General features: G+C 63.3%; 16 protein-coding genes. All 16 read right to left on the bottom strand.

The window, feature by feature from the left end:
* Positions 1-16: 16 nt before the first annotated feature.
* Entirely contained in the window at positions 17-823 is an 807-nt protein-coding gene (gene lpxA / locus RCO24_RS02150) for an acyl-ACP--UDP-N-acetylglucosamine O-acyltransferase (protein ID WP_308959740.1), read from the bottom strand.
* Positions 816-1,322 carry a 3-hydroxyacyl-ACP dehydratase FabZ gene (gene fabZ / locus RCO24_RS02145; RefSeq protein ID WP_308959739.1) on the bottom strand — a complete coding sequence of 169 codons (507 nt, stop codon included), beginning with the start codon at positions 1,320-1,322 and terminating at the stop codon, positions 816-818. The genes lpxA and fabZ overlap by 8 nt, the downstream gene beginning before the upstream one ends.
* A 60-nt stretch (positions 1,323-1,382) precedes the next feature.
* On the bottom strand, positions 1,383-2,438 hold the full coding sequence (gene lpxD, locus RCO24_RS02140) for a UDP-3-O-(3-hydroxymyristoyl)glucosamine N-acyltransferase (protein ID WP_308959738.1): 1,056 nt from the start codon (positions 2,436-2,438) through the stop codon (positions 1,383-1,385).
* 601 nt (positions 2,439-3,039) lie between these two features.
* Complete coding sequence (gene bamA / locus RCO24_RS02135) at positions 3,040-5,358, bottom strand: outer membrane protein assembly factor BamA (RefSeq protein WP_374990903.1); 2,319 nt, start codon at positions 5,356-5,358, stop codon at positions 3,040-3,042.
* A 286-nt stretch (positions 5,359-5,644) separates the two neighbouring features.
* Positions 5,645-7,057, bottom strand: coding sequence for an RIP metalloprotease RseP (gene rseP / locus RCO24_RS02130; RefSeq protein WP_308959735.1), 1,413 nt, complete (start codon positions 7,055-7,057; stop codon positions 5,645-5,647).
* Positions 7,058-7,128: 71 nt separating this feature from the next.
* Positions 7,129-8,352, bottom strand: a complete 1,224-nt coding sequence (locus RCO24_RS02125; RefSeq protein WP_374990921.1) for a 1-deoxy-D-xylulose-5-phosphate reductoisomerase — start codon at positions 8,350-8,352, stop codon at positions 7,129-7,131.
* A gap of 146 nt (positions 8,353-8,498) precedes the next feature.
* Complete coding sequence (locus tag RCO24_RS02120; RefSeq protein ID WP_308959733.1) at positions 8,499-9,374, bottom strand: phosphatidate cytidylyltransferase; 876 nt, start codon at positions 9,372-9,374, stop codon at positions 8,499-8,501.
* Between the two features lie 12 nt (positions 9,375-9,386).
* Positions 9,387-10,151: an isoprenyl transferase gene (locus tag RCO24_RS02115; RefSeq protein ID WP_308959732.1), complete on the bottom strand. Its 765-nt coding sequence runs from the start codon at positions 10,149-10,151 to the stop codon at positions 9,387-9,389.
* Between the two features lie 201 nt (positions 10,152-10,352).
* Positions 10,353-10,916: a ribosome recycling factor gene (gene frr, locus RCO24_RS02110; RefSeq protein ID WP_308959731.1), complete on the bottom strand. Its 564-nt coding sequence runs from the start codon at positions 10,914-10,916 to the stop codon at positions 10,353-10,355.
* A gap of 91 nt (positions 10,917-11,007) precedes the next feature.
* Positions 11,008-11,736, bottom strand: coding sequence for a UMP kinase (gene pyrH / locus RCO24_RS02105; RefSeq protein ID WP_308959730.1), 729 nt, complete (start codon positions 11,734-11,736; stop codon positions 11,008-11,010).
* A 294-nt stretch (positions 11,737-12,030) separates the two neighbouring features.
* Complete coding sequence (gene tsf, locus RCO24_RS02100; protein ID WP_308959728.1) at positions 12,031-12,984, bottom strand: translation elongation factor Ts; 954 nt, start codon at positions 12,982-12,984, stop codon at positions 12,031-12,033.
* A gap of 251 nt (positions 12,985-13,235) precedes the next feature.
* Positions 13,236-14,234 (bottom strand): 30S ribosomal protein S2, encoded by a 999-nt coding sequence (locus RCO24_RS02095; protein ID WP_308959727.1) that lies wholly within the window; start codon positions 14,232-14,234, stop codon positions 13,236-13,238.
* 349 nt (positions 14,235-14,583) lie between these two features.
* On the bottom strand, positions 14,584-16,437 hold the full coding sequence (gene ilvD / locus RCO24_RS02090; protein WP_308960877.1) for a dihydroxy-acid dehydratase: 1,854 nt from the start codon (positions 16,435-16,437) through the stop codon (positions 14,584-14,586).
* A gap of 158 nt (positions 16,438-16,595) precedes the next feature.
* Positions 16,596-17,636: a helix-turn-helix domain-containing protein gene (locus RCO24_RS02085; protein ID WP_308959726.1), complete on the bottom strand. Its 1,041-nt coding sequence runs from the start codon at positions 17,634-17,636 to the stop codon at positions 16,596-16,598.
* 90 nt (positions 17,637-17,726) lie between these two features.
* Complete coding sequence (locus RCO24_RS02080) at positions 17,727-17,999, bottom strand: DUF4242 domain-containing protein (protein WP_308959724.1); 273 nt, start codon at positions 17,997-17,999, stop codon at positions 17,727-17,729.
* A 175-nt stretch (positions 18,000-18,174) separates the two neighbouring features.
* Positions 18,175-19,932, bottom strand: a complete 1,758-nt coding sequence (locus RCO24_RS02075) for a thiamine pyrophosphate-dependent enzyme (RefSeq protein ID WP_308959723.1) — start codon at positions 19,930-19,932, stop codon at positions 18,175-18,177.
* Positions 19,933-19,941 lie beyond the last annotated feature (9 nt).

The following is a 19,941-nucleotide window of genomic DNA, read 5'->3' as shown; positions in this document are numbered from 1 at the left end:
GCTCGCGCAATAATCGTCAGGCGTCGGCGCCGTTCTTCGGCGTGCACATCGAGCGCTTGCCGCCCGCTTTTATGAACGCCACGATCTCCATGACGATCGGGTGGTCCTTGAACTCCTCGGCCACGTCCGCAACCCGCTCGAGCAGGGTACCCTCCTGCGCAAACATCAGGCGGTAGGCGCGACGAAGGTCGTGAATCTCGCTGCGCGAGAAGCCGCGCCGCTGCAGTCCAATGATGTTGAGGCCGGAGAGATAGGCGCGGTTGCCGAGCGCCATGCCGTAAGGGATGAGATCCTGCTCGAGCCCGCTCATGCCGCCAAGGAACGAGTGAGCGCCGACGCGCGCAAACTGGATCACCGCCGCCCCGCCGCCGATGATGACAAAATCGCCGACGTCGCAGTGGCCCGCGAGCATGACGTTGTTCGAGAAGACGACGTTGTTGCCGACGCGGCAATCATGGCCGACATGCGAATTTGCAAGAAACGCGCAACGATCGCCGATCGTCGTCTTCATGCCCCCGCCTTCGGTACCGGGGTTTAGCGTGACGCCTTCGCGGATCAGGCAGTCTGTTCCGATGTCGAGCGTCGAAGGCTCGCCCTTGTATTTGAGGTCCTGCGGCTGGTGTCCGATCGACGCGAACGGGAAAATCCGCGTGCGGGCACCCACTGTGGTGCGTCCGGTCACGACCACATGGCTGGAAAGCTCCACGCCGTCGCCGAGCGTGACGTTTGCGCCGACCAGCGAGAACGGACCGATGGTGACGCCGTCCCCGATTTTGGCCCCGTCCTCGACGATGGCGCTGGGGTGAATTTTCGTCTCAGCCATTCTTGCTCGCCGCGAATGCACGAGCCTCTGCGGTGTCTGCCAGCATCGCGCTGATCTCGGCCTCGGCGACGGTGTGCCCGTCGACCTTGGCTTCGCCGTAGAAGCGCCAGACCCGGCCGCGATTGCGGATCTTACGCACATGGTAGTGCAGCTGATCGCCCGGCAGCACCGGCTTGCGGAACTTGGCCTTGTCGATGGCCATGAAGTAGACGAGCTCGGTCTTGTAGTCCTCGCCGAGGCTGTGAACGCAAAGCGCGCCCGCCGTCTGCGCGAGCCCTTCGATGATCAGCACGCCGGGCATCACCGGGTATTGCGGAAAGTGGCCCTGGAAGAACGGCTCGTTGATCGTCACGTTCTTGACGCCGACGCAGGTCTCGTCGCCGTTGATGTCGTAGATGCGGTCGAGAAGCAGGAAGGGATAGCGGTGCGGCAGCAGCTTGAGGATCTTGCCGATGTCCGCTGTCGTGGCGGTTGGCTTCTTCTTGGTAGCGTCGTCCATCCCAATCTCACTCCTTCTTGCCCGGCCGGTATCGCATCGGGGGCATAAATGAACCCAGTATCAGGTGCCCGCCTCGTCGTCGGGGCGGCCCCCGTCTCGGCGCGCAAGCCGCGTGACCGCAGCCACTTCGCGCGCCCATTGCTTGAAAGGTCGCGCAGGCGTGCCCGCGAGCACTGCTCCCGGCGGAACATCGTTCTTCGGATGGGAGCCGCCAGCGATCTGCGCTCCGTTGCCGATCTTGATGTGTCCGACCGCGCCGGACTGTCCGCCCATGACCACGTGGTCGCCAAGTTCTGTCGAGCCGGATATACCGACCTGACCGACTATGACGCAATGGCGACCGATCACCACGTTGTGCCCGATCTGGACGAGATTATCAATTTTCGTGCCCTCACCGATGATCGTATCCTTAAGAGCCCCGCGATCGACGGTTGAATTTGCTCCGATCTCGACATCGTCTTGGATAATGACCCGGCCCACCTGCGGCACTTTGAGGTGGCCGTCCTTGCCCATGGCGAACCCGAACCCGTCCTGGCCGATACGGACGCCGGCGTGCAGGATGACCCGGTCTCCGATCAGCGCGTGCACCACCGAAGCCGCAGGGCCGATGTAGCTGTCGCGCCCGATCGAGACCCGGTAACCAATCACGGCCCCGGCAGCGATCCGCGTTCCCCGTCCGATCCGGGCTTCTGGCCCGATCACGGCGCCCGGCTCGATCTCGGCCCCGTCCTCGATCAAAGCTGACGGCGAGATCCGTTCCGTTTCACCGACTAGGGAAGATTTGGTGCGCATGGCCTCGGGGTAGAAGAGGGCGAGCGCCAACGCGAAAGAGCGATAGGGGGACTTGGCAACGAGCGCCACGGTTCCGGCCGGAGCGCGTTCGGCGAACTGAGCCGCGATAAGGCACGCGCCGGCAGATGTCGTGAGCAGCTGTGGCAGATATTTGCGATTGTCGAAGAACGAGAGATGCTGCGGAGACGCCTCCGAAAGCGGCTGCACGCCAATCACGGTGCGCGCTTTCGCAGCGTCGTCGCCCTTCACTTCAGACTGCGTTGCCTGAGCCACCTCGGCCAGCGTAAAGGGCCCGGCGTTTTTGAAGAAACCGGGATGGTTCATGGGTATTTCTATTCCTCGAATATCAGGTGTCTGCCCAGACCGTGATCGCTTTGGACCCTACCAGTCCAAAGCGTGAATCATAGGTCTCACCAAAGACCGCCGTGATCGCTTTGGACCCTACCGGTCCAAAGCGTGAATCATAGGTCTCACCAAAGACCGCCATGATCGCTCCGGACCCTAGTGCGTGATTCCGGTTCAATCAAAAACAATCACGTTTTGCCCCATGCCGAGCGGCAGGAGAACGAGCCGTGCGGCCAAGTATAGAGCGGTTGAGCGCTAGGCTCCCGTCCTTTGAAAGGGCTTGCCGGATCGCCTGAAGCCGACAGGCGTAAAGGGCAGGATTACCGGCCTGCGCAGCGGCCGGGCAGTTCATAGTATTCGGGAATGGGAGCGACCTTCAAAGCCTTCGCGCAGGCCTAACGCAGCAGCGAATGCGGAGCCCCATAAGCTCCTCGCACACCCCGCGACTTTGTCGGCAGCGGTGTTAACGGGGCGAGCAAGCTGCAAGCGCCGAGCGCCACCGCCAGAGCGGGATGGACGGCGAGCGTGCGGCGCCCCTCCAAATGAAAAAGCCGGGCAGCGAGCCCGGCTTTTTAAGATCTTAGAACTTGGTGGAGGCGCCGAAGCGGAAGAACTGCTCTTCGTCGTACTTCTCTTTCGAGAGCGCCTTCGCGAAGTCCATTCGGATCGGACCAACCGGCGAGTTCCACATGATAGACGCACCGACCGACGAGCGGATCGTGGAGTCGTCAGCGAGCTCCAGCGTACCAGCCTTGTTCATGCTCTTAGCCAGATCGTTGGCGTTGAACAGCGAACCAGCGTCCGCAAACACCGCGCCGGACAATCCGAGGTCATCGGGAATGAACGGCAGCGGGAAGCGAACTTCCGCGGTACCAGCCCAGAACGTCGTACCACCGATAGCGTCGTTGGTCTTGAGATCGCGCGGACCGAAGCCGCCACGATCGAAGCCGCGGATGGTTTCGCCACCACGATAGTAGAGGTCGGTCAGGCGGATATCGTCGCCGCCCCAGCCCTCGATATGACCAGCTGTGACGCGGCCGACGAAGGTGATCTTCTCAGTGATCGGGTAGTAGGCACGGCCTTCGCCGTTGACCCGCACGTACTGAACGTCGCCGCCGAGACCAGCCATATCCGTCGCAACCTGCAGCCAGTAGCCACTGGTCGGGTTCTTCGGATGGTTACGCTTGTCGTAGGTAAGCGAGGTGCCGATCGACGAAGTCAGAGAGTCGTCGCCGCGCTGCTTGATTTCCTCTTCGACGAGCGCAGACACCGTGCTGTTCTCGATTTCGATCGTCGAGTAATCCAGCGTGTAGCCCGTCTGCATCCAGAGGTTCTCGGAGAGCGGGAAACCGAGACGGGCGGTGCCGCCGGTCCGCGTCGACGAGAAGCCGGATTCGTCGGACTGGTCGATCTCCTTATGGAAGAGGTCGAAACCGGCCGAGAGGTTCTGATCGAGGAAGCGCGGCTCGGTGAACGAGAGGTCGACCTGCATGCGCTCCAACGAGCCCGCCAATTTCAAGCGGAGGAACTGGCCGTTGCCGAGCAGGTTGCGCTCGCTGATGCTGACGTCGCCGATCACGCCTTCTGCCGTCGAGTAGCCGGCGCCGAAGGAGAGCTCGCCCGTCGACTGCTCGACGAGATCGACATCGAGGACGACGCGGTCCGGCGACGAGCCGGGCCGGCGCTTGATATCGACGGCCTTGAAGAAGCCGAGAGCGTTCAGACGCTTCTTGGCGCGGTCCACCAGCAGCGGATTGTAGGCGTCGCCTTCAGCCAAGCGGAACTCGCGGCGAATGACGTAGTCCTTCGTGCGCAGGTTGCCGCTGACATTGATGCGCTCGATGTAGATGCGCGGACCTTCGTCGACGAGATAGGTGATTGAGACCGTGCGCGAGGCCGGATCCGGCACGGCGCGGGGACGTACGCGAGCGAACGCAAAGCCTTGCTCGGCGGTGATCAGCGTCAGCTTCTCGACGCTCTTCTCGATGTCCTGGCCGTTGTAGGTATCGCCCTGCTGCGTGAGGATCTCGCCCTTGAACGAGGTCGGATCCGCGCCAGGCAGCGAGCTTTCGATCGTGATCCCGCCGAAGGTGTAAAGCTCGCCTTCGTCGATCGCGAAGTTGACGTAGAAGCCCGATCCTTCGCGATCCAGCTCGGCGTTGGCGGCAACGACGCGAACGTCGGCATAGCCACTCTTGAGATAGAACTGACGCAGAAGCTCGCGGTCGAGGTTCATGCGGTCGGGATCGTAGACGCTAGTTCCCTTGAGGAAGTCGAGCCAGCCGCTCTGCGTGGTCGAGATGATGTCGCGCAGCTGAGCGTCGGAGAACGCGTGGTTGCCGGTGAAGTTGATGCCCTGAACCTTGGTGGCGCCACCTTCGGTGATTTCGAACACGAGGTTCACGCGGCTCTGCTCAAGCTCGATGATCTTGGGCTCAACAGAGGCGGCGAAACGGCCCTGACGGCGATAAACGTCGAGGATGCGCTGCACGTCACCCTGCACGCGGGCGCGGGTGTAGACGGAGCGCGGCTTAAGCTGGACTTCGGCGCGCAGCGTGTCGGTATCGACTTCGCTGTTGCCCTCGAAGGCCACCTGATTGATGACGGGGTTCTCGACGACGTAGATGACGACTGATTGGCCTTCCTGGTCGATCGAGACGTCGGCGAAGAGACCGGTCGCGAACAGCGCCTGCAGTGAGCGATCGACCTTGCCTGCGTCATAGGCTTCGCCGACCGAGAACTGGAGGTAGGAGCGCACGGTTTCCGGCTCGACACGCCGGTTTCCTTCGACGCGGATATCACGCACCACGCCTTGAGCGTAGGCCGGGCTCGCGAAGAACGAGAATTGAGCGCCAAGGACCGCGGGTGTCACCGCAGCTAGCCAAAAGAGGACGCGCATTCCCCCCAACGACATGATCCGTAACTGCACCATGTGCGGATCTGCCTCGCCTTTCTTGTGCCGATCCCCCTCGGCTCGTGAACCCGTCGGCAGTGGTTCAGAGCCGTAGTCTTGTCGTGATTTTGTCTAAGGATTTCCCCCGGACAATCGGCCTAATCTCGCGCAAAAAGAGACATCCGAAGCTCCCCCGCTTCGAATCGCGCAACCTAGACCGCTCACTTCCTCCATTCTTAACAACTGGGTAAGACACTGGGAAGTGGCAAGTTTACGTCAGTCACCAAGGATTCTAGCCGCCACCAAAAAGCCACCTTTTCCCAAGGCGCATCAGGTCGTTGAGATTGACGAATACGACCAGCATCAGCACCAGCGCGATGCCAATCTGGAATCCAATTTCCTGGACGCGCTGGCTGAGTGGTCGCCGCCGGATCGCTTCGATCGCGTAGAACACGAGATGTCCGCCGTCGAGCACCGGAATTGGCAACAAATTCAAGAGACCGATGTTTGCGGAAATCAGTGCCGTCCAGCGCAGGAGCGGCTCCCAGCCCATTTCCACCACGCGCGCCGTCACCTCGGCCATCAGAATAGGCCCGCCAACCTGATCCGCCGACTGGCGTTGCGTCACGATGTCCGCGATGCCCGTGATCGTCTGAACAATGTTTGCATACGTTTCGCGCACGCCGAGCCGAACGGCTTCCACGGCCGAGACGGACACCGGCTCCGGGCGGTCCGGCGCAACGCCGATCCGGCCCCGCTCGATGACCTTGCCGTCAGCTTGGGTTGTCGGCGTGCTTTGCGGTACAACCTCGAGTGTATGGGGGGTGCCCTTGCGCTCGACGGTCACCGCCAGCGCACGTCCCGCCGCAGGCCCGACCGCGTTGATCACGTCCTCGAATGAAGAGATCTGCGCTCCGTCGATACCGGTAATGACGTCGCCGGCTGCGAATCCGGCTTTTGCCGCGGGCGAATCCGGAATGACGGCACCGATGCGGGCCGGGATATTGCGGCGGATGCCGATGTCGCCGAGGCGGATGGTGACGCCGAGATCGTCTTTTTGGTCCCGCATATGCGGTTGCACGGGGAAGGTGAGACTTTCGCCGTTGCGATCGACGGTCATGGTCAGCAGCCGTCCGCTGCTCGCCGCGACGATGCGCACGACATCGTCGAACGTCTCGATCGACCAGCCGTCGATGTCGGTGATGACGTCACCAGACTTGAGGCCGGCTTTCTCGGCCGGCATTCCGGCGACGACCTCGTCCACCCGGGCGCTGATCATCGAGACGCCATAGGTGACGTTGACGGCGGTGTAGATGAGCGCTGCAATCAGGAAGTTTGCGATCGGTCCCGCTGCAACCACGAGTGCGCGCTGCCAGACGGGCTTGCCGTGAAACGAGCCGGCCTGTTGTTCGGGCGACAGTGGCTCGCCCCCCGAAGGCTGGCTTGCAACGTTGGCGTCGTCGAGAAACTTGACGTAGCCGCCGAGCGGGATGGCCGCGACCCGCCAGCGCGTACCGTGGCGGTCGTAAAAGCCCCAGAGCTCCCGCCCGAACCCGATCGAGAAGGTTGTCACCGTGACCCCGCACCAGCGGGCCACCAGGAAATGCCCGAGCTCGTGGAAGAACACGACCACGCTCAGCACGAACAGGAAGGCGAGAATGTTGAGGCCCCAGGAGAGAACCTGACTGATTAACCCTTCGATCATTCTGCTCGAATCCTGTCGGTTGAGGCCAATGTTTCAGCGGGGAGGCGGGCACGCGTTCAGCCCGCGAAGTCTTATACCGGAAGCAGCAGTCGCGCCATGCGTCGCGCTTCTTCATCGACCGCAAGAACGCCGTCGAGTGTATCCACACCCTTAAGAAGACCGCGAGCTTCGGCCTTTTCAAGACATGCCGCGACGGTACGCGCAATTTCGAGAAAACCGATCTTTTTTTCGAGAAACGCCGTGACCGCGATTTCGTTGGCCGCATTGAGCACGGCAGGGGCCGCCCCACCCCGGTGCAGGGCTTCGATCGCAATCGCGAGCGCCGGAAAACGATCGGTATCAGGCGCTTCGAACGACAGCGTTTTGAGCGTGATGAGGTCGAGCCGCGAGACCGGTGTCGCGAGCCGCTCGGGCCAGGCCAGGGCCAGGGCGATCGGCGTCCGCATGTCCGGCTGCGACAGCTGCGCCATCACCGAGCCGTCCTCGAGCATGACCAGGCAATGCACCACCGACTGCGGGTGCACGATTGCCTCGAGCTGATGCGGGCCGACCGGAAACAGGTGGAAGGCTTCGATGAGTTCGAGCCCCTTGTTCATCAGCGTCGCGGAATCGATCGTGACCTTCGCGCCCATCGACCAATTCGGATGCTTGAGCGCTTCCTCGGGCGTGACGCGGCCAAGCCGCTCCTTGTCGAAGGTGCGAAAGGGGCCGCCCGAGGCCGTCAGAATGATCTTTTCGATCGATTTTGCGGGCGTCCGGCCAATCGCCTGGAACGCAGCCGAGTGCTCGCTGTCGACGGGCAGCAGCTCGGCCCCATTCTGGTGCACGTGCTGGGTGAAGATTTCGCCGGCTGATACGAGGCATTCCTTGTTGGCGAGTGCGACGCGAGAGCCTTGTCGCGCGGCCGCGAATGTGGGCCTCAGCCCGGCGGCGCCGACGATGGCCGCCATGATGCAGTCGGCCGGCTCCTCCGCGGCGGCTTCGATGGCCGCCGCACCTGCCGCGGCGCGAATGCCGGTACCCGAAAGTCGCGCCTTGAGCGCCTCGTAGTGGGTTTCGTCACCGACCACCGCAACTTTGGCCCGATGCGTGATGGCAAGCTCGGCGAGGCGGTCGACATTGCATTGCGCGGTAAGCGCAACCACCTCGTATTTATCTGGATTTCGGCCCACCAGATCGAGCGTGCTGGTCCCGATCGAGCCGGTCGCACCGAGGATCGAAAGCCGCAGCGGCGCGTCGGCAGCGCGGGGGAGCGCCCGCGTGCTTCCGTGCGAGGAGTCCAGACGGTCGGCCATGCCGTTCTTTACGCCGACCTCAACCATCCTGAGCCAGTCTCCCGATTGATCACCAGATCCGCCAGCAAGGCGAACGTCGGCGGTTGTTTATGCGCCAGAATAGGGGCGGTCACCAGCGCGTGGCCGGAGTCGCGTTGAGTTTCGCGTCACAGGCCCGCAACCGGCAGCCCCGAGAGCAGTGCAGCCGCGGGGGCCTGAGGGTTGAGAAACAGCGCCGCAAGCGCTGCCGCAACAGTAACCGAAACCAGCCCGTCCATGCGATCCATGAAGCCGCCGTGCCCAGGCAGCAGCTGGCTCGCATCCTTGACGTGAAAGGCCCGTTTCATCGCCGATTCCGCAAGATCGCCAGCCTGCGCGATCAAGCCCATGAGGAGGCCGGTCAGCGCGAGCGCCAGCACCGGCCCGCCGGTGAAGTAGGCGAAAACGCCGGCGATGACAGCCGCAAAGCTGACGCCGCCGATCAAGCCGCTCCACGTCTTGTTGGGCGAGATGGCGGTTGCGAGGCGCGGCCCCCCGAGAAGACGACCGAATGCGTAAGCGGCGGTATCGGTGGCGGCGACGACGAGAACAATGAACAGGATGGCATTGAAGCCGTGCGGTTCGCTGCCGCGCAGCCAGAGCAGCGCCACGGCCGGAAGTCCCGTGTACATGACGCCGGCCGCCGAGAACAACGGATGCCCGCCGAATTCCAGCGCCAGCACGATAATGGTACCGATCAGCAGCACCGCGACGCCGAGCGCGGCAAATCCGAAGCTCGCGAGCGCCACGGCGGCGATGACAGAAAGTCCGTGCACGACAAGGCTGACATCGAGGCCGGCCCCGCGCACGACTTTGGACCATTCCCAGCTCATGATGAGCGCGACGGCGAGCACCAAAGCCGCGAACGGCAGCACGCCGGCCCACGCCAGCGCGAAGGCGAGCGCTGCAAGCACGATCGCCGAAAGCGCTCTTAGCCACAGATCGGAGAGTTTCGCTGGTGGCACGATGGTGCCAGGCTCCGCAACGGTCCCGTCGTCCTCCATGGCCTCGATTCCTTAGGCCGTCGAACGGCAAGGCAGGCCGCCGAAACGCCGCTCTCGCGCCTTGAATTGCGAAACGGCCTCGAGCAGAAGCTCGCGGCTGAAATCCGGCCAGTAGGCATCGAGGAACACGAATTCGGTATAGGCGCACTGCCACAGCAGAAAGTTCGAGAGCCGGCGCTCGCCGCTGGTTCGGATCAGAAGCTCTGGATCGGGGATGCCGCCGGTGTCGAGCGCCTGCGTCATGCGCTCTGCGGTGATGTCGGCCGGATCGAGCCGTCCCGCCGCCACATCCTCGGCAATCCGCCGAGCCGCACGCGTAATCTCGCTGCGGGCGCCGTAGTTGAAGGCGATGACTAGGGTGAGCCGCGTGTTCTCACGCGTAAGCTCGCACGCCTCATCGATCAGTGCCTTCATTTCCTGATCGATGTTTTCGCGCTCACCGATCACCATCACTCGAACGTTGTTCTGGTGCAGTTCGGCGAGATCGCAGCGGATGAAGCGCTTCATCAGCCCCATCAGATCGTCGATCTCATCCTTGGGGCGCGACCAGTTTTCCGACGAAAAGCTGTAGAGCGTCAGGAACGGGATCGAGAGGTCGATCGCTGCCTTGACCGTCCGTCGCACGGCCTCGACGCCGGAGCGGTGTCCGAGCGCCCGCGGCAGCCCACGCTCGGCTGCCCATCTACCGTTGCCATCCATGATGATTGCGACGTGGCGCGGCATAATCGCCGCATCGGGCGTTTCCTCGGAGGATGTCGATCTGTCTGCCGCGTGCATTTGCGCTTTGCTGGGCTGGCGTGGATTTCGAAACGGCCGGCTGTCTATGCCGATAATGACGATGAGAGCAGAAGTCTGGCCGGGCGTTGCGGCCTAATCATGTTCGCATTCCGTCCAGTCTGGCACGCCGGCCGAGGCTTCCGCACCAGATTTCGCGCCGGCCCCACAATTTTGCGGGACCGGCGCCCGGCCGGACACGTCTCAAACCTTGTGAATCTCCGCCTCTTTGGTCGTGAGGGTCTGATCGATCTCCTTGATGAGCTTGTCGGTCAGTTCCTGCACCTTGGCAGAATTCTTGTGGTGCTCGTCTTCGCTCATCTTGCCGTCCTTCTCGAGTTTCTTGAGAAGATCCATGCCCTCGCGCCGCACGTTGCGGACCGCGATACGGTGAGCTTCGGCATATTTGTGGGCTTGCTTCGCGAGCTCTTGGCGCCGCTCGGCCGTGGGCGCGGGGATCGGCAGGCGGATCATGGTGCCGTCAACCACCGGATTTACACCGAGGTTGGCTTCCCGGATGGCCTTGTCCACGGCCTGGACATTGCTCTTGTCCCAGACCTGCACCGAGATCATGCGAGGCTCCGGCACCGTGACGGTCGCCACCTGGTTGATCGGCATCCGCGAGCCGTAGACGTTGACCTGCACCGGATCCAGGAGGTGGGCGCTGGCTCGGCCCGTGCGAAGTCCTGCCAGCTCGCGCTTTAGCGCTTCCAGCGACGCGCGCATGCGCGTTTCGATATCCTTGGGATCGAAAGTCGTGATCGACACCGGATTGTTCTCCTTTTTTGGCTCCGCGGGCTGGCTACGAGTGTCGCGGCCGCAAATGCTGTGAGAGCGCCGCGCGAGCCCGTTTCGCGGTTCAGTCGTGAATGACCGTGGCTCGTGCGGATCCCCGCAGCAGCTTGATGAGATTGCCCGGTTCCTCGATGGAAAAGACAATTACCGGAAGATGATTGTCGCGGGCAAGGGCGATCGCGGCCCCGTCCATGACGCGCAGATCCTGAGCCAGCACTTCGGAGTAGTTGAGCCGCTCGAAGCGCTGGGCGTTCGGGTTCTTTTTGGGATCCGACGAATAGACGCCGTCGACCTGGGTGGCCTTTGCCACGGCATCGCAGCCCATTTCGATGGCGCGCAGCGTCGCGGCGGTGTCGGTGGTGAAGAACGGATTGCCGGTGCCGGCCGCAAAGATGACGATCCGCCTGCGTTCGAGGTGATAGAGCGCCCGGTGGCGGACATACGGTTCACAGACTGTCGGCATCGGGATGGCCGAGAGCACGCGCGCTGGCGCCTTGGCCGCTTCCAGCGCGCTCTGCAGCGCAAGCGCGTTCATCACCGTGGCCAACATGCCCATGTAGTCGGCGGTCGCGCGATCCATGCCCTTGGCAGCGCCCTGCAGGCCGCGAAAGATGTTGCCGCCCCCGACCACCACTGAAATTTCGCAGCCCGCCTCGAGGGCTTCCGCGAGATCGGCAGCCAGCCTGTCGACGACGGCGTTGTCGAGACCGTAGCCGTTCCGGCCCATCAACGCTTCGCCCGAAAGCTTGACGAGCAGGCGCTTGTATTTCAGCGAATTACCATCGTTTGCCATGCGGGCCTCCGCGATTTCCGGCGAACGTTTGCCGTGCGTTCGAAGAAGAGAGTAGCGCGTTCTAGAGTGCTTCCGGAAAAGTGGAAACCGGTTTTACGGTAAGAAGCACGACAAAGGTGAGTGCTTCCGGAAAAGCGGGAAGCGGTCATGGCGGCGTCGTGCGACTAAAGTCATGGCGGAGCCGTGCAGCTAGAAGCCTGGCGGAGCCATGCAACCCAAAGCATCCCCCCGCCACCCGAACGTGCCTTGGCAAAAAAAAGCCGGCGAATGCGCCGGCTTTTTCCGTCTTTATCGTTAGCCCGCTTTGGCGGCACCGACCGTCTTCGCCACTTCCGCGGCGAAATCTTCTTCCTTCTTCTCGATGCCCTCGCCGAGCTGATAGCGCACGAAGCCCGCGACCTTGACCGGAGCGCCGACATCCTTCTCGGCCTGCTTGAGGATCTCCGCGACGGACGCCTTGCCGTCGATGACGAACACCTGCTTCAGAAGAACCGCCTGGCTGACGAACTCCTTCTGCAGGCGGCCTTCGCCGGCCTTGAGCAGGATCTCGTCCGACTTGCCGGCGTTGCGGGGCTCGGCCTTCGCCTGTTCGAGATAGATGGCGCGCTCGCGGTCGAGGGCCTCCTTGGACAGGTCCTCGACGTTGACGACCTGCGGGCTCGTGGCGGCGATGTGCATGGCCAGCTGGCGACCGAGGGTCATCAGCGAATCCGTATCACCTGCGCTCTCGAGCGCCACCAGAACGCCGATCTTACCGAGGCCGTCCGCCGCCTTGCTGTGCACGTAGTCGGCAACGACGCCTTCCTTGACGGAGAGAGCAGCCGTGCGCCGCAGAGCCATGTTCTCGCCGATGGTGGCGATGGCTTCCTTGACCTTGTCGTCGACGGTGCCGCTGCCGCCCGGATAGGCGGTCGCGAGAAGCTTGGCGACGTCGCCGCCGGCCGCCGGCGCGAGCGACGCGATAGTCTGCACGAGTTGCTGGAAGTCGGCGTTGCGGGCGACGAAATCGGTCTCGGAGTTGACCTCGACAACCGCGCCGGACTTGACCTTGGACACGACGCCGATCAGGCCCTGCGCCGCGACGCGATCCGACTTCTTGGCAGCCTTCGAAAGGCCCTTCTTGCGCAGCAGATCGATGGCGGCTTCCATGTCGCCGTTGGTCTCGGTCAGCGCCTGCTTGCAATCCATCATGCCGGCACCGGTCTTGTCGCGCAGCTCTTTGACGGTCGCGGCCGAAATCGTGCTCATGACTGCTCCTTTTTTGCGCCGGATCCCTGCCATCAGAGGCTGCGGCGTCGTTAGAGTGCTTCCGGAAAGCATTTGTTCCGGCAGGCCGATGATCCGGCCTGAAGCACGTTGAATCGAAAACGAAACAAGCCCGGGAGGCTTGCCGCCCGGACACGCTCCGGAAGTCGCCGAGCGGGCCGACGTGCGGCCCGCTCGAAAATATCGGCGCGCTGGAGAAGCCAGGGGCTCGCCGTGCGCGGCTCGAATGCGCCTTAGGCCGCAGTGGCCTCGACGAGCTTCTTGGCCTGGGCGACCCAGCCTTCCTGCTCGATCTGGCCCTTGAGCTTCAGCTTGCGGTCCAGTGCGGCGAGGTTTTCGGCGTCGAGGTCGGCGATCTGCCAGAAGTGGAACACGCCGGCGTCGTTGAGCTTCTGCTCGGTCTTGTTGTTGATGCCGGTGATCCGCTTGAGATCGTCGGCTTCGCCACGCGGCCCGTCGATGCCCTTGAAGATCTTGATCGGGGCATCCGGCAGCGCCTCGGCCGGCGGTTCGCTGGAAGCGCCGACGTCTACGCCCGAGGCACCCTGGCCGCGCTCGAGGCCGTCGAGGGCAGCGCGTGCGATGAGGTCGCAATAGAGCGTGATGGCGCGGCCGGCGTCATCATTGCCCGGAACCGGGAAATCGATGCCGTCGGGATCGCAGTTGGTGTCGACGATGGCGACGATCGGAATGCCGAGCTTGCGGGCTTCCTTGATCGCGATGCCTTCCTTGTTCGTGTCGATGACGAACAGCAGGTCCGGCACGCCGCCCATGTCCTTGATGCCACCGAGCGCCTGGTTGAGCTTGTCGCGCTCGCGCTGGATGTTGAGCACTTCCTTCTTGGTGCGGCCCTGCGGATCGGCCAGGATGTCGTCAAGCTGGCGCAGACGGCGGATCGAGGTCGAGATCGTCTTCCAGTTGGTCAGCGTGCCGCCGAGCCAACGATGGTTGATGAAGTACTGGGCCGACTTCTTGGCGGCTTCCGCGATCGAATCCGAGGCCTGGCGCTTGGTGGCGACGAACAGCACGCGACCGCCCGAAGCGACCGTATCCGAGACCTTGTTCAGCGCCTGATGCAGCATCGGCACGGTCTGGGTCAGGTCGAGAATGTGGATGTTGTTGCGGGCGCCGTAGATGAAGGGCGCCATCTTGGGGTTCCAGCGATGCGACTGGTGACCGAAGTGAACGCCGGCTTCCAGAAGCTGGCGCATGTTGAATTGCGGCACTGACATGTGCGACGTATCCTTTTCCGGTTGATCCTCCGCGCACCCTGAGAAGAAAAGCATAGCCTTTTTATGGGCTTAGCTTGTCCACCGGAGCGACCCTGCGGGGCTTTTAATCCGCAAGGCGCATGGGAGTGCGCGTGTGAGATGGCGGCTGTCTAACCGCAATTCCCAGGATTGGCAAGCTTTTGGAGCCGTTTTACTGGCCACGGCGCTCGTTCGCCCGAGGGCGCGCTCGCCGTTCACCACCGTTTGGACGACAATCCGAGGTCTGAGGCAGGCCACGAACGATCTGCAGCTTCGACTGGCGATTTCCTAGAGCCCGTGCCGTCGTTTCCCCTGGGAGGGAAACAAGGGCTTAGTCCTTCTCGATCTGGCTCACGTCGCGCACGGCACCGCGCGCGGCGTTGGTGGTAAGCGCCGCGTAGGCGCGCAGCGCCGGGGAGACGGTGCGCTTGCGGTCCAAAGGCTTCCACGCCTTCTTGCCGCGTCCGACCATCTCTTCATGGCGCCGGGCGAGTTCGGCATCGTCCACGTCCAGCTCGATGATGCGGTTGGGGATGTCGATCACGATCCGGTCGCCGGTCTCGACCAGCGCGATCAGCCCGCCCTCGGCCGCTTCCGGCGAAACATGGCCGATAGAGAGACCCGAAGTGCCGCCGGAGAAGCGCCCGTCGGTGATGAGCGCGCAGGCCTTTCCGAGCCCTTTCGATTTCAGGTAGCTGGTCGGATAGAGCATTTCCTGCATGCCCGGCCCGCCCTTCGGCCCTTCATAGCGGATGACGACGACGTCGCCTTTCGTCACCTTGTTGCTCAGGATGCCCGCGACGGCCGCGTCCTGGCTTTCATAGACGCGCGCGGTGCCGTGGAAGGTCAGGATGGATTCGTCCACGCCCGCCGTCTTCACGATGCAGCCCTCGGGCGCCAGGTTGCCGTAAAGCACGGCAAGACCGCCATCCTTCGAGAACGGATGCTTCGCATCGCGGATCACGCCGGACTTGCGGTCAAGGTCCAAATCCTTCCAGCGGTTGCTCTGACTGAAGGCGACCGTCGTACGCACCCCGCCGGGCGCAGCCTTGAAGAACTCGCGTACGCTCTCGCTGCCGGTGCGGCTGATGTCCCAGTGATCGAGCGCCTCGCGCATCGTTTTGGAATGGACGGTCGGCAGGCTGGCGTCGATGAGCCCGGCGCGCTCCAGTTCGCCCAGGATCGCCATGATGCCGCCCGCGCGATGGACGTCCTCCATGTGCACGTCCTGCTTGGCGGGCGCGACCTTGCACAGGCAGGGGACGCGACGCGACAGCCGGTCGATGTCGCCCATGGTGAAGTTCACCTCGCCCTCGTAGGCTGCGGCGAGCAGATGGAGCACGGTGTTTGTCGAACCGCCCATCGCGATGTCGAGGCTCATCGCGTTCTCGAACGCGGCGAAGTTGGCGATGTTGCGGGGGAGGGCAGAGGCGTCCTCCTGCTCGTACCAGCGGCGAGCGAGGCCGACGATGGTACGGCCCGCCTCGCGGAACAGCGTCTCGCGATCGGCATGGGTGGCGAGAACGGAGCCGTTGCCGGGAAGTGCGAGGCCGAGGGCTTCGGTCAGGCAATTCATGCTGTTGGCGGTAAACATGCCCGAGCAAGATCCGCAGGTCGGGCAGGCCGACCGTTCGACGATCTTCACCTCTTCGTCGGTGTACTTGTCGTCTGCGGCCACGACCATGGCGTCCACGAGGTCGAGCGCGACGGTTTGGCCGCGCAGGTCCGCCTTGCCCGCTTCCATCGGGCCGCCGGAGACGAAGATGGCCGGGATGTTGAGGCGCATCGCGGCCATCAACATGCCCGGCGTGATCTTGTCGCAATTGGAGATGCATAGCAGCGCGTCGGCGCAATGAGCGTTGACCATGTATTCCACGCTGTCCGCGATCAGGTCGCGGCTCGGCAGCGAATAGAGCATGCCGTCGTGGCCCATCGCGATGCCGTCATCGACCGCGATGCTGTTGAATTCCTTGGCGACGCCGCCTGCCGCCTCGATCTCGCGCGCGACCAGCTGGCCAAGATCCTTGAGGTGGACGTGGCCCGGCACGAACTGGGTAAAGGAGTTCGCGATCGCGATGATCGGCTTGCCGAAATCCTCGTCCTTCATGCCAGTGGCGCGCCATAGGCCGCGCGCGCCCGCCATGTTGCGGCCATGGGTGCTGGTGCGTGAGCGATAGTGGGGCATGGTCTGCGGTCTTTCGAAATCCATCTCGATAGACCGCGCCCTTACGCCTTCCTCCAAAAGTTGTAAAATATATTATTGGGTGAAGAGGAGGCCCCAGAAGACTTTAAGGTATTGGAAACGGCGCTGATTTGGCTGCGGGACGACGACAGCGCCACGCGCTAGCGCCGGTTGCGTGCGAGCTTGGGCTGCTTCCGGCCCATGCCGGGTTCTGAAGGCGCGCCTCTCATGCCGGCAAAGTTTTCGCGGTACTCGCCTGGGGTCATTCCCGTGCATCGTTTGAATACACCCCGGAAGAAGGCCGCATCGTCATATCCGACTGCGAGACTTACGGTCTGCACAGAACGTGCAGCGTCTTCGAGCATCTCCTTGGCGACGGCGACACGCAGGACCTGCAAATAGTTTCCGGGCAGGCGTCCCGTCGCGGACTTGAAGCGGCGGATGAAATTTCGGGAGCTCATCCCGACGTCCCGCGCAAGCCCCTCGATCGAAATATCGTGGGCGTAGTTCTCTTCCATGTACGCTTCGGCCGCGCGGATTTTGTCGTCGCTATGAGGCCGCGAGAGCGGCAGCACGGCATAGCCCGACTGATAGAAGCGCGGCATGTTGATGAGCAGAGCCTTGGCGCACTGCAGCGCGACCTCGTGGCCGCAGAATTTCTCAACCAGGTAGAGGCTGAGATCCATCGAGGAATAGACGCCGCCGCTGCACATTATGCGGCGATCCTCGGTGATGAATTTTTCCGGTCGCCAGTTCACCTTTGGATAGCGATGGCGGAGGTCTTCCGCCATTGCCCAGTGCGTCGTCGCCTCGTGCCCATCCAGAAGGCCGGCTTGCGCTAGGTAGGCCGCACCGGTGCAGGTGGCAGCAATGTGCGCGCCTTGCGCCGCCTTCCGGCGCAGCCAGGGGAATAGCGCGGCGTGACGTGCGAACTGGGTGTCGAGATCCAATCCCGATGATGGGACGACGATGAGGTCAGCTTTCTTGACACTTCGGATGGAGACTTGCGGGACGAGATGAAGCCCATAGGGGCTCGTGACGGGCTCACCGTCGAGGGAGGCGATGGTGAGGCGAAAGCGAGGGACCGGGGGCACGCCTTTCAACGTGTTCCAAAGAACGCCAGCGCTGTGAAAGACCTCGATGGGTCCAATTGCCGTCGAAGCGTGACTGTCGTTCAAGAGAATGACGGCAACGTTGATCATGCTCGCAACTGTTGTTGAATCGGAAGAGGATCGATTGGCACCTGCGCGTGAGACTGCCCGGCTTTGCATCGGGCAGTCTCCGCGGCCTCGTCAGCGCGCCGTCATGGGATCGATGATCCCGGTGATCTCGGTCACCTTGTTCGCTGGAAATCCGCTGATGCGGGCGTGCTCATGAACGGCAGCCTCGTTCTCTGCCAGATAGACGCAGAATGTCTTGTTCTCCGCGACGAAGGATTGGACCCACTGGACCTTGGCGCCCAGCTCGGCGAGCGCATCGTTCGATTTCGCAGCCGCCTGCCCCATCTCCTGGGGCGGAAGTTTGCCGACGCCTGCAATGTCCCGCTCAATGACGTATCGCTTCATGATGACCTCACCTTGGTTTGTTTCAACGCCGCCAGTTTGGGGCGCCCAGCCAACACCAGGAAGTGGCGAAACCGACATTGAGCATAGGTGATTATGCCATGCGGGCAAGACCGGTCAGCGGCGGTGGAGTGGGGAGTGCCCGTGCCGTCTCCGGTCCACTTCACAAGCGACATGCCTACTTCCGCGACGCCGCCTGCCGCACGCCCGTCAGCGTCTCCATCGGATTGATCGCTTCCGGATCCTGCCGGAGATCGATCACGAACGGCCCGTCCGCCACGAGCGCGCTGCGGAACACGGCTTCGAAATCTTCGCTGCGCGAGACCGTTGCGCCATAGGCGCCGTGCGCCTTGGCCAGCGCCGCGAAATCCGGATTGACGAGGCTGGTTCCGTTCGGGCGGCCCGGAAAATTGCGCTCCTGGTGCATGCGAATGGTGCCGTAAATGCCGTTGTTGGCGATCAGGATCACGATCGGCAGTCCGTATTGCACGGCTGTACCGAGTTCATTTGAGGTCATCGCGAAGCAGCCATCGCCGGCAAAGCAGACCACCGGGGCGTCGGGATGCGCGAGCTTGGCCGCGATCGCCGCCGGCAGACCGTAACCCATCGAGCCCGACGTCGGCGCGAGCCCGCTGCGGAAGCGCTTGAACTGGAAATAGCGGTGCACCCACTGCGAGTAGTTGCCGGCGCCGTTGGTGATCAGCCCGTTCTCAGGCAGCAGCGCCGATACGGTGCTGACGATATCTTCCATCCGCACGGCGCCGGGAGTTGCGCGCGGCACCAGGCTCTCTTCGTAGGCCGCGCGGAGATCGCGACGAAACCGGCTCCATGGCCGCTCGACGGCGGTCGCGCCGGGGTTGCCACGCAGATTTGGTGCAAACTCGGAAAGCGCTTCCGAGAAGGCCCGTGACGTGGCGGCGATCGCGAGCGAAGCATCCCGGAACCCCACGATGGCGCTGGGGTCGGGATGGATCTGGATGACGGTTTGCTCGGGCCCGCCGAGCCCCGTGTAGCCGCTGGTCGCGATATCGCCGAGTTCGGCTCCAATCGCGATCACCAGATCGGCCGCCTTGAGCCCGGCCTTGAGCTTGCGGTCGGTCGTGAAGCCCAGATGCCCGACGTAAGAGGGATGGCGATTGTCGACGTAGTCCTGGCAGCGGAAGGAAGACGCGACCGGCAAATCGAAATCCCGCGCGAAGCCTGTGATGGCGTACGCGACGCCATCACTCCAACCGGGACCGCCGACGATAAGAAGGGGCCGCTCCGCCGCGCCGAGGCGCTGGGCCAGTTCGCTCATCTCGCGCGATCCGGGCTCCGCGCCTGCAAGCGTCGCGGGCGCAAGGACCGGCACCGAAGTCTTGGCCGACAGTACGTTCTCGGGCAATCCGATCACGACCGGGCCCGGACGCCCAGACGCCGCGACGCGGAACGCGCGCGCCACGTACTCGGGAATGCGGTCGGCGGATCGGATGACTGCCGTCCACTTGGCGATCTTCGAGAACAGCGCCTCGATATCGATTTCCTGGAACGGCGCGCGTTCCTCCAGCGGCGTCGTCGGCAGCCCGACGAACAGGATCATCGGCGTCGCATCCTGTTGCGCCACGTAGACGCCGGCGACGGCATTCACCACGCCAGGCCCCCGCGTCACGAACGCGATGCCGGGTTGCCCGGTGAGCTTACCGGTGGCTTCCGCCATCATCGCCGCGCCGCCTTCGTGTCGGCAGACGATGGTGCGGATGGCCAGCGTATCGTAGAGGCCGTCGAGCGCGGCGAGGAAGCTCTCGCCCGGCACCTCGAAAACCCGCGCCACGCCATGCGCCGCGAGCTGATCGACGAGTATTTTTCCACCGTGCGCCATGAAGCCGAGTGTCCGTGTGTGGCCGAGGGTGTGTGTCGGGTCGCCCACGACGAGGGAGGCGAAACGCCAAAGCCACACATAAGCCAG

Origin of the sequence: Hyphomicrobium sp. LHD-15, assembly GCF_031157355.1 — a bacterium.
GTDB lineage: Bacteria > Pseudomonadota > Alphaproteobacteria > Rhizobiales > Hyphomicrobiaceae > Hyphomicrobium_C.
The sequence above is the reverse complement of the archived record's forward strand: the minus strand, read 5'-3'. Positions and strand labels throughout refer to the sequence as shown.